This window comes from Lentzea sp. NEAU-D7 (assembly GCF_026242055.1).
Taxonomy (GTDB): domain Bacteria; phylum Actinomycetota; class Actinomycetes; order Mycobacteriales; family Pseudonocardiaceae; genus Lentzea.
The window spans coordinates 273351-286144 of the sequence record NZ_JAPJDL010000004.1; the positions used below are offsets into that span (position 1 = coordinate 273351).

At 66.0% G+C, this 12794-nt stretch carries 17 protein-coding genes; 10 read left to right on the forward strand and 7 right to left on the reverse strand.

All coding sequences use genetic code 11. The annotated features are described in order from the left end of the window. Window positions 1-46 precede the first annotated feature (46 nt). Together ORI60_RS11300 and ORI60_RS11305 are read right to left on the reverse strand one after the other, a co-directional pair. Entirely contained in the window at window positions 47-1414 is a 1368-nt protein-coding gene (locus ORI60_RS11300; RefSeq protein ID WP_323055900.1) for a HAMP domain-containing sensor histidine kinase, read from the reverse strand. Further along, window positions 1411-2094, reverse strand: a complete 684-nt coding sequence (locus ORI60_RS11305; protein WP_266036972.1) for a response regulator transcription factor — start codon at window positions 2092-2094, stop codon at window positions 1411-1413. The genes ORI60_RS11300 and ORI60_RS11305 overlap by 4 nt, the downstream gene beginning before the upstream one ends. Window positions 2095-2640: 546 nt before the next feature. Between ORI60_RS11305 and ORI60_RS11310 the strand changes: the two genes are divergently transcribed. Continuing rightward, a complete protein-coding gene (locus ORI60_RS11310; RefSeq protein ID WP_266036974.1) occupies window positions 2641-3435 on the forward strand; it encodes a DUF4142 domain-containing protein in 795 nt (264 codons plus the stop codon). A gap of 168 nt (window positions 3436-3603) precedes the next feature. Beyond that, window positions 3604-4218, forward strand: coding sequence for an NAD(P)-binding protein (locus tag ORI60_RS11315; RefSeq protein WP_266036976.1), 615 nt, complete (start codon window positions 3604-3606; stop codon window positions 4216-4218). Window positions 4219-4303: 85 nt separating this feature from the next. On the opposite strand, the gene ORI60_RS11320 is transcribed toward ORI60_RS11315, so the two are convergent. Continuing rightward, on the reverse strand, window positions 4304-4591 hold the full coding sequence (locus ORI60_RS11320) for a DUF202 domain-containing protein (protein WP_266036978.1): 288 nt from the start codon (window positions 4589-4591) through the stop codon (window positions 4304-4306). Further along, window positions 4588-4932, reverse strand: coding sequence for a YidH family protein (locus ORI60_RS11325; RefSeq protein WP_266036980.1), 345 nt, complete (start codon window positions 4930-4932; stop codon window positions 4588-4590). The genes ORI60_RS11320 and ORI60_RS11325 overlap by 4 nt, the downstream gene beginning before the upstream one ends. 444 nt (window positions 4933-5376) lie before the next feature. Here ORI60_RS11325 and ORI60_RS11330 point away from each other — a divergent pair, with 444 nt between their 5' ends. Next, window positions 5377-5997, forward strand: coding sequence for an NAD(P)-binding protein (locus ORI60_RS11330; protein ID WP_266036982.1), 621 nt, complete (start codon window positions 5377-5379; stop codon window positions 5995-5997). A gap of 88 nt (window positions 5998-6085) precedes the next feature. Then, window positions 6086-6424: a DUF1330 domain-containing protein gene (locus tag ORI60_RS11335; RefSeq protein WP_266036983.1), complete on the forward strand. Its 339-nt coding sequence runs from the start codon at window positions 6086-6088 to the stop codon at window positions 6422-6424. A 286-nt stretch (window positions 6425-6710) separates the two neighbouring features. Here ORI60_RS11335 and ORI60_RS11340 read toward each other — a convergent pair whose 3' ends face one another. Continuing rightward, window positions 6711-8459 carry a DUF1996 domain-containing protein gene (locus ORI60_RS11340; protein WP_266036985.1) on the reverse strand — a complete coding sequence of 583 codons (1749 nt, stop codon included), beginning with the start codon at window positions 8457-8459 and terminating at the stop codon, window positions 6711-6713. Between the two features lie 580 nt (window positions 8460-9039). Here ORI60_RS11340 and ORI60_RS11345 point away from each other — a divergent pair. The 5 genes from ORI60_RS11345 to ORI60_RS11365 all read left to right on the forward strand — a co-directional run bounded on the left by ORI60_RS11345 (window position 9040) and on the right by ORI60_RS11365 (window position 11811). Beyond that, a complete protein-coding gene (locus ORI60_RS11345) occupies window positions 9040-9252 on the forward strand; it encodes a hypothetical protein (RefSeq protein WP_266036987.1) in 213 nt (70 codons plus the stop codon). Then, window positions 9243-9752: a tyrosine-type recombinase/integrase gene (locus ORI60_RS11350; RefSeq protein ID WP_266036989.1), complete on the forward strand. Its 510-nt coding sequence runs from the start codon at window positions 9243-9245 to the stop codon at window positions 9750-9752. Before ORI60_RS11345 ends, ORI60_RS11350 begins: the two co-directional genes overlap by 10 nt. 20 nt (window positions 9753-9772) lie before the next feature. Then, window positions 9773-9997 (forward strand): hypothetical protein, encoded by a 225-nt coding sequence (locus ORI60_RS11355; protein ID WP_266036990.1) that lies wholly within the window; start codon window positions 9773-9775, stop codon window positions 9995-9997. Then, window positions 9990-10673 carry a hypothetical protein gene (locus ORI60_RS11360; protein ID WP_266036992.1) on the forward strand — a complete coding sequence of 228 codons (684 nt, stop codon included), beginning with the start codon at window positions 9990-9992 and terminating at the stop codon, window positions 10671-10673. Before ORI60_RS11355 ends, ORI60_RS11360 begins: the two co-directional genes overlap by 8 nt. 736 nt (window positions 10674-11409) lie before the next feature. After that, window positions 11410-11811, forward strand: a complete 402-nt coding sequence (locus ORI60_RS11365) for an MmcQ/YjbR family DNA-binding protein (RefSeq protein WP_266036994.1) — start codon at window positions 11410-11412, stop codon at window positions 11809-11811. Between the two features lie 4 nt (window positions 11812-11815). On the opposite strand, the gene ORI60_RS11370 is transcribed toward ORI60_RS11365, so the two are convergent. After that, window positions 11816-11977: a hypothetical protein gene (locus ORI60_RS11370; RefSeq protein WP_266036996.1), complete on the reverse strand. Its 162-nt coding sequence runs from the start codon at window positions 11975-11977 to the stop codon at window positions 11816-11818. 214 nt (window positions 11978-12191) lie between these two features. Between ORI60_RS11370 and ORI60_RS11375 the strand changes: the two genes are divergently transcribed. After that, complete coding sequence (locus tag ORI60_RS11375) at window positions 12192-12410, forward strand: hypothetical protein (protein WP_266036998.1); 219 nt, start codon at window positions 12192-12194, stop codon at window positions 12408-12410. Here the strand turns inward: ORI60_RS11375 and ORI60_RS11380 are convergent. Further along, on the reverse strand, window positions 12392-12673 hold the full coding sequence (locus ORI60_RS11380) for a response regulator transcription factor (RefSeq protein ID WP_266037000.1): 282 nt from the start codon (window positions 12671-12673) through the stop codon (window positions 12392-12394). The genes ORI60_RS11375 and ORI60_RS11380 overlap by 19 nt on opposite strands. Between the last annotated feature and the right edge of the window lie 121 nt (window positions 12674-12794).

The window sequence follows — 12794 nt, forward strand, 5'->3', positions numbered from 1 at the left end:
CCACAGGCAGCAGCTAGAAGGCATGCGGCGGCGACCAAGAAGATTCTCATACGAGGGCCTCCGGAAGCTCCACGACGAATCGCGCTCCACCGCCAGGGCGGTCCTCGACCCACACCTTGCCGTGATGGCGGCGGACGTGTTCGGCGACGAGCGCCAGACCGAGTCCGCTGCCGGTGTCGGCACCCCGGCTGCCCGCTCTGGCGCCACGGGTGAAACGTTCGAACACCTGGCTCCTCATGTCATGAGGTACACCGGGTCCCGCATCATCGACCTCGAGCCGGACGCTGTCGTCCTGGTGGAGCACGGCCAGCCGGACGGCGCCTCCGGCATGCTGCTCGGCGTTTTCGATGAGGTTGCCTATGACGCGGTCGAGCCTGCGCCGGTCGCCGAGCACCAGTGGCGGTGGCGACTCGATGACGATCTCGACGTCCTGGCCCAGCCGCAAACCTGCGGCACCGCGCACGAGGCCACCGACGTCGAGCGGCTCGAAGTCAGCCTTGTCGCCGTCCTGGTCGGCTCGGCTGATCTCCATCAGGTCGACCACCATGCGGGCGAACCTGTCGACCTCGGACGTGAGCAGCCCGAGTGCCTTGCCCGCCGTGCCGGGCAACTCCGCCTGCCGGCGCCGGAGCACCGCGGCGGCGTTGACCATCGTCGTGAGAGGTGAGCGGAGTTCGTGGCTGACGTCGCCCGCGAACCTGGCATCGCGCAGCACCCGTTGCTCCAACGCGTCGGCGGTCGTGTTGAACGTGCTGGCCAGTGGTCCGAGGTCGGGGTCGCGCTGGCTGGGTAGTCGTGCCTTCAGATCGCCGCCGGCGATGCGTGACGCAGCGGCGGTCAGTTCGGTCAATGGTCTCAGCGCGCGTCTGCTGGCCCAGGAACCGAGTCCGACGCCGATCATGCCGCTGAGCACGGTTCCGGCGATCAGCAGGCCGCTGAGGAAGCGGAAGGTGCGGTCGAGCTGGACGAGTTGGAAGAGTTCGACGTAGACGCCCTGTCCGTCGGCCAGTGACTGGGCCACCGCGATCACCGGGATGCCGTCGGCCCTGAGGCGTTGCCTGGCGGGCGTGCCATCGCGTGCCATTGCGAGCAGCTCGGCGGGAACGACGGCGGGATCGACCTGCCGTCCGCTCGTCAGCACCTCGTTCCCGTGGAAGAGCATGATCGTCGAATCCGGGTTGGTGGTGAGACCGGTCAGCAGTTCGGTCAGCCCGTCCGAGTTGGAGCGGACGGCCGCCTCGACCAGGCGCAGGTTGACCTCCGCCTGACGGGTCGTGGCCTGCACGCGTTGCCGGAGCATGTAGTCCGACGCCAGGTTCCACGTCGCGAGGGCCAGCAGGCTGGTGACGAGCACTGAACCGAGACCGAACGCGGCCGCCACCCGCCAGCGCAGGGAGAGGCGAGGCACCATCATCTCGGGGGGCCGATCTTGTAACCGGAACCGCGCACCGTCAGCACGAACACCGGATCTTCCGGGTTGTGCTCGACCTTCGTGCGCAGTCTGCGGATGTGCACGTCGAGCAACCGGGTGTCGCCGTAGTAGTCGTACCCCCACACCCGCTGCAACAGCTGTTCCCTGGTGACGATGCGCCCGCCGCCCCCGGCCAGTTCGGCGAGGAGGCGGAACTCGGTGCGCGTCAGCCGGATCTCCTCACCGCCACGTTTGACGACGCCTTCGTCCGGCCAGATCTCCAGGTCCTCGATGCGGTAGCACAGGTTCTCCCTCGTGCCGCCACGTCGCCGCAACAATGCCCGGATGCGTGCGGCCAGTTCACTCGCCACCAGGGGCTTGGTCACGTAGTCGTCCGCGCCCGCTTCCAGCCCGGCGATGACATCGGGCGTGTCAGTGCGCGCCGTCACGATGATGATCGGCAGATCGCCCTGGGCGCGCAGTCTCCTGCAGACCTGCAGGCCGTCCACCCCGGGCAGCATGAGGTCGAGCAGGACGACGTCGAAGGAACTGTCGTCGAGCCGGCTCAACGCGTCTTCGCCCGAGACGGCCTCGTCCACGGCGAAGCCCTCGTCCGCGAGGGCCAGGCCGAGTGCCTGGCGGATGCGCTCGTCGTCGTCCACGAGCAGCACGGAGAAATCCATGTCCCGCTTTTCTTCGTAGGTTTCTAGTGCTGCTTCTACCACGTTGCCATGGTGACCGCATCGCGGCTGAGATGTATGCCTTCGAAAGGACTTCGTAAGGTTGCACAATGCACGCGTCAGGCATGCTTGTCGCCGCGGGGGATCGCCCGTAGTGGGCGCGTGCCCGCGCGCTTCCGGGGAAGGTCAGACGTCAGCCGACGAGAGACGGCCGGCGTCTGTCTCGGGATGATGAAAGGCCCTACCAGTCGTGACAGGCATGCCCACCACTGACGAAGGCATGACAGGGACAATCCTGGTGTGCGACGGATGCGGCCGGTCGCGCCGCACCAGTGCCACAGGTCTGTTCGCGTGGGACTTGCTGTGGCTGCAGGCTGATCAGGCAGGGTGGACGGGCTCGGACAGGCCGCTGGGACCTCACTACTGCACGATCTGCGTTGATAACGAGTAGATAACGTTTGCACAATGCAATAATCTTGCCGGTCCGATTCGTCCGTATCCCTCCGTGTCGGTACACACGATCGCCGCTCTACGCGGAGGGAGATCCACGTGCTCACACGTCTCGCCCAGGTGGTGACGGTGCTCGCGATCCTTTGTTCGCTCGCGGCTCCGCAGGCGTCCGCCCAACCCGAATTCGGGCCGGAGTACACGCAGACCCAGTTCGGCCCGATGGGACCTGCGGGCAGGGACATGCTGGTCAAGGTTCGACTGGCTGGATTGTGGGAGGGGCCCGCCGGTCGGCTGGGACTGGAGAAGTCCGCCAATCCTCTCGTGAAGGAGGCGGGCCGTCATCTGATCAACGGCCACGCCGAACTGGACGCCAAGGTTCTCGAGCTCGGGCGCACGCTGAACGTCCCGCTGCCCAGCGAGTCCAACGCGGACCAGAAGGGCTGGATCGCGGAGATGACCAACGCCCCGGCCGGCAGCGCCGAGTTCGACCGGGTCTTCGCCAACCGCCTCCGCGCGGCGCACGGTGGTGTCTACAAGTTCCTCGCGGTCGTTCGCACCGGCACCCGCAACACGTTGATCCGGGACTTCGCCAAGCGCTGCATGGAAGTCGTGCTCGACCACATCCAAGTTCTCGAAGCGACCGGCATGGTCGATTTCACCGACACGGAAGCCATTCCGCTCGCCGCGCTCGCCGCCGCACCGGTCAGCCCCGCGCCCGTTCCCACCGTTCCCCAGGCGGTGCCCACCGTGCCCAGGACGCAGAACATCGCTCAGGAGAACGGAAGTGACGGCTCCGACGCGATCCTCGGTGTCGTCGTGATGGTGGCCGTCGTAGGCGGGATCTACCTGTGGACAGGTGGACGTCCGCGCCGCTCGCGCTCGTCGCGACAATGACATCAGATCGCAAGTGCCTCGCAAGGTTGCACAGTGCGGGACTCCATCAGAATGGCGGGGCGGACGCCACCGATCGGGGCGGGCGTCCGCGCCAGGCCACCACGGGAGATCCGGGTGCCGACCGGCAGGATCGGTCGGCACCCGCCCGCGCAAGATGGGGAACGTCGGATGCGCTCACATGTCGTGCTCATCGGCTACAGCGCGCGCGGCCGTGTCGTCCTGAGCACGCTGTTCGCCGGAGGTCATGCGACGGACTTCACCATCGTCGACTCCGATCCTGAACGCGTCGTGCAAGCCGGAGTGGACGGTGTACGCGCCGTAGCGGGTGAAGGCTGGCGCCTGGACGTGCTGTGGTCGGCGGGCGTGCACACGTCGGACCACATCGTCGTCGCCGTGACCGACGACGCTTTGGCTTTGCGCATCACCTCGGTCGTGCGCAGCCTGAACGAGGCCGCCACGATCACCACCCTGGTCCACAGCACACAACTGCAGGAACTCATCGAGTACCTCGGCGCCGATCACGTCCTGGTCGCGGATCGGGTCGGCGAGTGGGCGCTGGAGATGGACGGCATCGTGTGCGATCAGTTGCCGGAGCTGGAGTGGTCCGTGCTGGAGCGTCCGGTCATGCAGGACGAGGTCGGCAGCTCGCCGTGGGAGTGTGGCAACGACGTGCTGGCCATCGTGCGGGACGGTCAGCGGATCTGGATCGAGGATCCTGAGGTCGGGGAGTTGCGCTGCGACGACAAACTTGTCGTGCTGAGCAGCGGACCCGTTGGTGACTGACAGCTCTGCGGCGTCTGCGGAACTCACCGTCCCAACACAAGTGCTGGTCCGTGGTCAGCAAGATTTCCACCGAACACATCGCGGCTCAGTGGCCGTTCCACACGAGTGGTAGCGCGGAGACACATGCGAGGCTCACGAGAGCGCTGATCAGGAACAGTCCGCGCGATTGCTTCACGGTCGACTGACGATCACGGCCGAGCATGACTAGAGATGCGGACACGGCTGCCGTGCACACCGCAGGAACGATCGCCGAACTCCAGCCGTGCCGTGCTGCGGTGTTCAGCAGGAGCAATGAGCACATTGCGGCGGCCAGCGCGGTGCGGTTCCATGCCAGCGCTGTGCGTTCAGGCTGCAGGCCTGCGTCACGATTCATCCGACCACCACCAGCACCGCCGCGAACAACGCCATCAACACCACTCCGGCCGCGAGCACGACGATCATCGAGTTGCGCGGCAGGGGAGCCCCAGTGCGCATCGCTTGCTGGACGCGCCGCCACCGGGGAAAGCTGACCACTGCGACGACGAAGGCCAGCCCGACGCATCCCAGTGCGAGACCGGTCGTGGCGCCGGGTATCGCGAACGGGGGCACGAACTGCTGGATCGCCACGCCCGCGGCGAGCAGACCCAGCGCGGTGCGGATCCAGGCGAGAAACGTGCGCTCGTTGGCCAACGAGAACCGGTAGTCGGGTTCCTGCTCGGGTGGTTCCATCGCCATTGAGCCTCCTCGTGCGAGAGGGTACTTCGTTGCCGAGGAGCAGCAATTGCGGTGCTGCGTGTCGGCCCACCTGAATGTCCTCCTAGGACGTTTGCCAGGCTGTGGTGATGCGCCGATTCCTCTTCGACTCCAGCGGTGTCCTCCGTCCAGCGGTTCTGGCCGGGTTGTTCGTAGTCGTACCTGTAGCGGTACTGGCTCTGGCCTCCTGGGGAGGATGGGCGGGGTTGACCGTGATCGCTGTGATCTTCGCCGTAGGTCTGGTCCTCATTGTCCGCAGCGACCGTTGATCCAGGAACTGCTCGACATACGCGATCATCGAAAGGACCTCGCAAGGTTGCACAGTGCAGGTTTCCGTCACAATGGGGAGGCGGACGCGAACCGGTCGTGGTGAGCGTCCGCGCCAAACTGCTCCGGGAGCACGGCTAGTCCGCGATGGGAGATTTGGTGAGTTCGCGAACCGTGCTCATCGGTTACAGCGTCCGCGGTCGAGCCGTCGTCGCGGCGCTGCGTGAAAATGGCCACGCGAACGGCTTCATGGTGGTCGACTCGGATCCCGTGCGGGCCGAGCAAGCTGTGCTGGAAGGTGTGCCGGCGGTGGTCGGTCCCTGCTGGCGTTTACGCACCTTGTGGTTGGCCGGCGCGCATGACGCCGACCATGTCGTTGTCGCGGTTCCGGATGACGAGACGGCCGTTCGGACCACGTCCGCAGTGCGTTCGCTCAACGAGACAGCCACGATCATCACCGTGGTCCACAGCCGTGAAGTTCGCGAGCTGATCGAACACGCGGGCGCCGATCACGTTGTAGACGTCCGTCAGGTCTACGAATGGGCACCCGGCGCGACGCGGCCACAGGACGGCGCCGATGAGTCTGCTGATCTTGAGTGGACGTTGACCGAACGCGCGGTGACGCAGGACGAGGTCGGCCGTTCGCCACGCGCCTGCGGGCATCAGGTGCTCGCCGTGATGCGACACGGTCAGCGGATCTGGGGAGAGGATCCGGCGGTGGCGGTGCTGCGTGATGACGACAGACTGCTCGTGGTGAGTAGCAGGTCTGTCACCACGTGAGGCCGCAGTGACGGGTGGATTGACCGATGCGGGCGGCGGCGCTGCAAGGCATGCTGTGCACATGGCCGTTGATCCACGTGGTGCGGACTTGAAGCGACTGCTCGCCGAAGATCCTGGCGGGCCGGTGGTGATGCTGAACCTGTTGCGGTTCGCCGAAGGCGGTGCGGAGTCCTATGAGGAGTATGCGCGTCAGCTGCGCGAGACGTTCCTGCCCCGGTACGGCGGCGAGATCGTCTACGCCGGAACGGGCTCCACGGTGCTGGTGGCCGAGGAAGGCCAGGACTGGGACGCGGTGATCATCGTGCGCTACCCGGACCGGACCGCGTTCAGCCGCATGGTGGCCGATGCCGGCTACCAGGAGGTGACGCGGTTGCGCACGGAGGCGTTGACCGAGGCGGTGCTCCAGGCCACCACCGCCTGGAGCTGATCCGACTCTGTCCGCGAATCCGGTCGTCGGACGGCGCAGGCACGACGTGATCTCCGGTCCAAGAAGGTGACCTCAGCTGGTGACGAACGCGCGCTGGTGATCAGGCAGAGCGACGCCGATGCTGCGAAGCGACGACCGCACCTGTCCGGCCCCGGTACGAGGCAAGCGCGACATGCGGTTGCTCTTGCCCGCTACGAGGTCGGCCAGGTTGCGCTTCAGGTGACCAAAGGCTTCCCGCCGGGCTGAGCGGGGTGCGGACGGCGCGACCGCACCCCGACGGTAACGATCAGCCGCAGCGCCGTCCTTCGTTGACGCACTTCACAATCTGCGCCATGGTCTGGTCGGAGTTGACGTTGGCGAAGTCGTTGTGGTCGGAGAACGGGTTGTGGTTCTCCTCCGGGAACGCGTCGAGCTGGTACTGACCGTTCTCCTGTACGTCGCGGGAGATGTCGTAGGAGATGCTGATCCGCAGCTGCGGGATCGCCTTGAAGCCCTGCGGACACGCGCCGGTCTGCTTGTCGGCGAACCGGACGTGGTCGCGGTGGTTGGCGCTGTCGGCGTTCTTGCCGTCCCAGCAGCCCGCGAAGTCGTGCACCCGCATGACCTTGCTGCCGTTCGGGCAAATCACGTACTTGTCCGAGAGCCGGTCCTCGAACCCGCTGCAGGTCCACGTGGCACGGGCGTTGGCGGGGCCGCGGCTGGTCGGCTTGGCGTCACCGACGACCATCTTCAGGAACTTCGGCATGCCCGTGACCTTGCTGGCCGCGTTGCCGCGGTACTCGATCTTCACCTGGGCCGGCCGGACGATCTTGCCGTTGTTGCCGACGAGCTCCAGGTTCTTGCCGGTGGGAGCAGCCAGGGCCGGGTCGTTGGCGCCGTCGTTGTTGTTGTTTCCGCCCGCGTTGCCGGTCTCGTTGAGGCCGCACGGTGCGAGGCGTTCAAGTCCCTGCGGCCGCGAGGCGTTGCGGCCGATCGCGATGGCGATCCGGTCGAGGGTCGCGACCCGCTTGTCCTTCAACGGCCCGAGGATCGCGTTGTCGACGAAGTTCGGCCCACCCTGGCCCTTGCTCGTGACCAGTCGCTGATTGGCCTCGGCGATCTGCTTGTCCAGCAACGCGAGGTTCCGGTCCACCTCGTCGACCGCCTGGTCCGGCACACCGGGCAGCGCACCGCGCACGGACGGGCACTTGATCGTCGGCGTGGGGCTGTCCTGTTTCGCGCCGTCCTGGGCTGCGAACTTGCGAGGAGCCTGCGAGTGCCCACCGTGCCCGAAACGCACGTCGCAGTCGGCGAGTGAGATCAGGTTCGGCTTGCGCGCGGACCGGCCGATGGCGATCGCCATCCGGTCCAGCGTGGCCACCCGCTTGCTGCGCAGCGGGCCGAGGATTGCGTTGTTCACGAAGTTCGGGTCGCCGGGGTTCTCGTTGCGCGCCACTCGGTCGCTGGCCTCCTTGACCTGCTGGTCCAGCAACGCGAGGTTCCTGGTCACCTCGTCGCGGGCCTGCTGCGGCACTGCGGGCAACCTGTCCTTCACCGAGGGACAGGCGACCTCCGCCCCGCCTGCCTCCTTGATTTTCTCCGGGCTGGAGCCGGACGAGTTCACGTTGGCCTTCGGGTTGATCCGGACGACCGGCCAGAAGTAGGACGACCGGTCGCCGTTGCGGCAGGTCGTGTCCGAGTCCTCCAGGCTCTCATCGGTGGACTCGGCACTGATCGACAGGTTGCCCACGAAGTCGTGGACGTGCTGAGCGCCGTGGCGCAGACCCGGCTGGGCGACCGGGTTGTCGGCGCTGAACTTGCCGTTCTCGTTCGTGCCGCAGTCGACCGTGAACACGCCGCTGGTGCCGCCCTGCTGCAACTTCGGGTTGACGACGTTGGAGGTGACCTGGTCGATGCGCACGAACGCACTGAGCGGCGCCGGATCGCCGTTCCTGGCGGCCAGTGCCGCGGTGGCGGTGCCTGCTGCCACCACGGCCACCGCCGACAACGAAGCGATCAGCCGGAACTTCCGCCTGTCGGTTACGCGGTGTGTCATACGTCCTCCTCGTAGGCGCCGTGTCTGAGGGGGCATACGCAGGCGCAGGCGACGTCGACTGGGCGCAAGCTGCGACGTCAGCACTCCGTAAGAACCTTCGCTCGCGCCGACAGCGGGACGACTGAGTCCAGCTGTTCGCGAAGTGCACCGCGGACAGGCCCGAGCACATGGACAAGACCGTGATCGCGTTCGGCAGCAGGCGAACGGCGGGTCGCTGGAGCCATCGGTTCTCGTTTTCGGCAACGGCCTGCTGGACTTCTTCGTGCGGCGTCGCAGGTGAAGCGAGGTCGAGTGGAACTCTGGCACGAAGGAGTGGATCTTGGTGGCTGTGCAAAAGGTGGCAACGCATTTGATTCGCAGTCAAGTGCGCCGAACTGCGTCCAACGTGCTTGTTTGCAGGTCAGCGGCCTGCGAACCCGTATCTGGGGGTCAAGGGGTCGCAGGTTCAAATCCTGTCGTCCCGACGCCAAGAGGGTTCTCGCAGGTCAGATACTGTGAGAATCCTCTTTTTGTGATCTTGCCGAGTTCTGCCGGGTCGAGCACGACGCTCATCGACCCCTTTGCTCGGAGGGCTTTCACAATGCCTCTTCTGGATCTGAACAAGCTCTCAAACGGCCTCTCCGAGACCTGGACCGGCTATCTGCGTGATTGGGACCGCACGTTGCGATCCGCGAGTCATCCGGAGACCACTCGCTACAACTACCTCCTCGCCGCCGCGCAGCTAGCGCGCTACCTGGCGGAGTACTCGCCCGACCCGGAGGCCGACGACGCGGCCGACGACCCGTGCGAGTGACCAAGGCGCACGTCGAGTTCTTCCAGGCTTGGATGATCGAGACCCGGTCGGGTGCCACGGCACTGAACAAGCACAAAGGCCTCCAGCAGTTCTTCAAGTGGCTGGTGGAGGACGCGGAGGACATCGACCGCTCGCCGATGGACCGGGTGAAGCAGCCCAAGCCGCAGAAGAAGTTGATCGCCGTCATCCGCGACGACGACACCAAGAAGGTCCTCGGCACCTGCAAGGGCAAGGACTTCGTGCAGCTTCGCGACGAAGCGATCATCCGGCTCTACTACAACACCGGCGGCCGCTTGTCGGAGGTCGGCAACCTCAGCCTCGACGACCTCAATCAGGACACCGACTCCGTGCACTACCACGGCAAGGGCAACAAGGACCGCCGTGTCCGGTACGGACCCAAGAGCGCCCGGGCGATCAGCCGCTACCTTCGGGCCCGTGCGAAGCACAAGGGCGTCGAGCTGCCAGACTGTGGCTCGCCGATCGAGGCATCCGTGCGCTGACGCCCAACGGCATCAAGATCATGATCAAGCGCCGAGGACTATCCGCTGGACTGAAAGGCGTGCACGCGCATCGGTGGCGGCACAACTTCGCGCACGAGTGGAAGCGCGCAGGCGGCGATACCGGCGACCTGATGTTGTTGCTCGGATGGACCTCAGAGGACATGCCACGCCACTACGGCGAGAGCGCCGCGGCCGAGCGGCCCCAGGAGACGCAGCTGCGGATGGGGATCGGTGAACATGTCTGACCAGACGCGTGTCCGCCGGATCGTCGAAGTAATCATGGGCACGGTGGTCGGACTGACCTTTTTGTTCGGCTTCGGCAACGTGCTGAGTCTGGGGCTCAGGCTTGGCGTGCAGGGATGGATCGCTCCACTGGTTGCCCCTGCGGTCGACCTGTCCGTAGTGGGGTTGCTGCTCGGGCTGCGCCATACAGCGGCGAACGGAGTAGGTGAAGAGCAACTCAAGCCCGTCCGTCGCCTGCTCATGTTCTGCAGTTTGGTCACGTTGGCTTTGAACATTGCCGATCCCGTCATCGCAGGGGAGTACGGCAAGGCTGCATTCGATGCGGTCGGGCCCCTGCTGCTCATCGGCTGGTCCGACGTGGGGCCGCGGCTGCTACAGGGCATGAACTGTGCTCGGCGCGTTAGCTCGGAGGTTGAGAATCAGCCGGCACCGCTGCCCGTCAAGGCAAGAGTCAGTGACTCAACCGAGCTGGTAGACACGGTGTCGACGGCTGACGACGAGCTGTTGGAACGTGCGAGGCGTGAGGACATCCGCCATCGTGAGCTCTACCAGCGGCCGATCTCGTCGGAGGCGTTGCGTCAGCGACTTCGGGTGGGCTCCGCCTGGTCGAGAAGGCTCGTCAACGCCGTTCGCTCCATGGACCGAACAGGCCGTGCGACAGTGACCTCTTCGGTGTGAACGGATCCTGTCGAGTATCAAGCAGTTGCACTGGTCTCAGTACGACGGTCTTGAGCTGCATGAACAACCGTATCGAGTCTCGATGATTTCCGGGCGTCTCGGTAGGGATCGCGCGTCTCAGCTACCGGATTTACTGCCAGTCTAGATTCAACGGGGCGCTTAGGCAGTGGGCCGATTGGTTCAATGCGCGATCCAGGCTGAGCACAGCGCTCGCCTGGATCGCGCGGCCACGTCCCGATCTTGGATCGAGCCCGCCGAGTGCCCAGATCGGGTCGGCGTCGCGGGGGTGCATGTCCTCGTCAAAGGCACGCTCGAGCAGCCGTTTCTGGACACCAGAGTGGACATGACGAGGGCATTCTGAAATTTCGCGAGCAACCCGGCCCGCTCGGACACCACCAACCAGCGAGGCCGAGATCGACGAGCAGTTCGCCGTGAACTTCCGCGCCCGCTGGACTGCCACGAATGCACAGGCGGCCCTTGTGCGACGGGGAGGTGGAGGCGCGATCGTGAACACGTCGAGCATCGGCAGCCGCCGCGCCAACCCCCGGTCCTGCCCACCTACGGCGCCATGAGGCGCGATCTCAACAGCCTCATCGAGAGCGCCGCCGTTAAGTGGGCGTGGCCGAACTGCGCGTGGTGGCCGAGGTGACGGCCTGGCTGCTCAGCGACGGGGCATCGATGGTGATCGGGGCAATTATGCCCGTGGACGGGGAGCGGGCGCGTAGCGTTGTGTGCCGTGAACGATCGTTCGGACGTGCCGGGCCGGGTGCTGGACGAGGTGCGGGCCATCTGCGCTGCGCTGCCGGAGGCCACCGAGCAAGCGGCGTGGGTGGGCGTGCGGTGGAGCGTCCGCAACCGCAGCTTCGTGCACGTCTTCATGGCGCATCCCGGTGAGACCGGGGCGTACAGCCGGGCCGTCGAACTCACCGAACCAACAGTGATCATGACGTTCCGCGCCCAGCCCGAGGAGTTCGACGCCTTGGCCGGAGCCGGGGAGCCGTTCTTCCGGGCGGCGTGGGGCAAGGACGTGGTCGGGCTGAAGGTGCTGCCGGACGTGGATTGGGACGAGGTGCGGGAGTTGCTGACTGAGAGCTACCGCGTGCTGGCGCCGGCGAAGCTCGTGAAGCTGCTCGGTTGAGCGGTCAGGGCTCGCGGGTGCTGGGGACTGCGGACCACGTCCGCTCGTGGCGATTGGCGGTGATCTCGGCGAATGCCTGGTTCACGGCGGCGGCGGACGGTTGCTTGCGCGGGTGGTTCCTGGTCGGCAGGGCGGACATCGCGGAGGCGAGCGACTTGAACGCCACGTATTCCTTGGGCCTGTCGGACGTCCAGGGAATGGTCAGAGGTCCGTTCGTCGTCGCGAGTACTCGGCGGCTTGATCAACGAGTACGAACCCGCGGTGGCCTAAGGCAGGTCAGACCCGCTGAGCCTAGTTTTGCACCACACAGGCTCACGAATCGCCGCCGCGATGAACGACCGCAGCTCGGCCGGCTGCGGCGCTTGTCGCGAGTTGGCGTGATGCTGCTGCCACCTGTATTCGATGTCTTCGCCACGTTCGTGGAATTCGGAGTACGGACCGAACTCGACGAATGGCCACGCGGCATTCAATCGCGGGTCGAACGCACCGCTCAACCAGTATGGGCCGCGCTGGGCACATTTCCGCCGCGCCGGCGCAAGTGTGGCCAGCCTAAGATGATTCACACCGTGCCGGAGGTGGGCTATCGCATCGATCCTTGAACCGCGAGCAATCCGAGAGCCTGCGCCTTCAGCACCGCAGAGACCTTGTCCGTCGTGCGCAGCTTCGCGTAGATGTGCTCGAGGTGCTTCTGCACGGTCCGCGGCGAGATCAACAGCCGGTGGCCGACCGCACCAGCCGTCAACCCATCGGCGATCAGTCCAAGCACCGTCAGCTCGCGGGCGGTGAGACCGCCGTCGTTCTCCGATGGCGCACGCGGCGTATACCGCTCCAACGCCGCGCTGGAGTCGGGCCTGGCGCTCACTCTGTGGGTCGTCGCGTTCGGTGTGGCCTTCCGCTGGTGGCCCGGATCGCTTCATTCCGCGTGTCCAGCCTGCTGGCGCTCGGCTAGTTCCTCGTGACAGCGCAACTCCTTTTGTTCGGCC

What these genes read in the sequence shown, in the direction of transcription:
- ORI60_RS11305 (WP_266036972.1), bottom strand. Translation starts at nt 2,094, where the DNA reads ATGGATTTCTCCGTGCTGCTCGTGGACGACGACGAGCGCATCCGCCAG.
- ORI60_RS11340 (WP_266036985.1), bottom strand. Translation starts at nt 8,459, where the DNA reads ATGACACACCGCGTAACCGACAGGCGGAAGTTCCGGCTGATCGCTTCG.
- ORI60_RS11360 (WP_266036992.1), top strand. Translation starts at nt 9,990, where the DNA reads ATGTCTGACCAGACGCGTGTCCGCCGGATCGTCGAAGTAATCATGGGC.
- ORI60_RS11375 (WP_266036998.1), top strand. Translation starts at nt 12,192, where the DNA reads ATGCTGCTGCCACCTGTATTCGATGTCTTCGCCACGTTCGTGGAATTC.
- ORI60_RS11325 (WP_266036980.1), bottom strand. Translation starts at nt 4,932, where the DNA reads ATGGCGATGGAACCACCCGAGCAGGAACCCGACTACCGGTTCTCGTTG.
- ORI60_RS11300 (WP_323055900.1), bottom strand. Translation starts at nt 1,414, where the DNA reads ATGATGGTGCCTCGCCTCTCCCTGCGCTGGCGGGTGGCGGCCGCGTTC.
- ORI60_RS11345 (WP_266036987.1), top strand. Translation starts at nt 9,040, where the DNA reads ATGCCTCTTCTGGATCTGAACAAGCTCTCAAACGGCCTCTCCGAGACC.
- ORI60_RS11315 (WP_266036976.1), top strand. Translation starts at nt 3,604, where the DNA reads ATGCGCTCACATGTCGTGCTCATCGGCTACAGCGCGCGCGGCCGTGTC.
- ORI60_RS11320 (WP_266036978.1), bottom strand. Translation starts at nt 4,591, where the DNA reads ATGAATCGTGACGCAGGCCTGCAGCCTGAACGCACAGCGCTGGCATGG.
- ORI60_RS11355 (WP_266036990.1), top strand. Translation starts at nt 9,773, where the DNA reads ATGATCAAGCGCCGAGGACTATCCGCTGGACTGAAAGGCGTGCACGCG.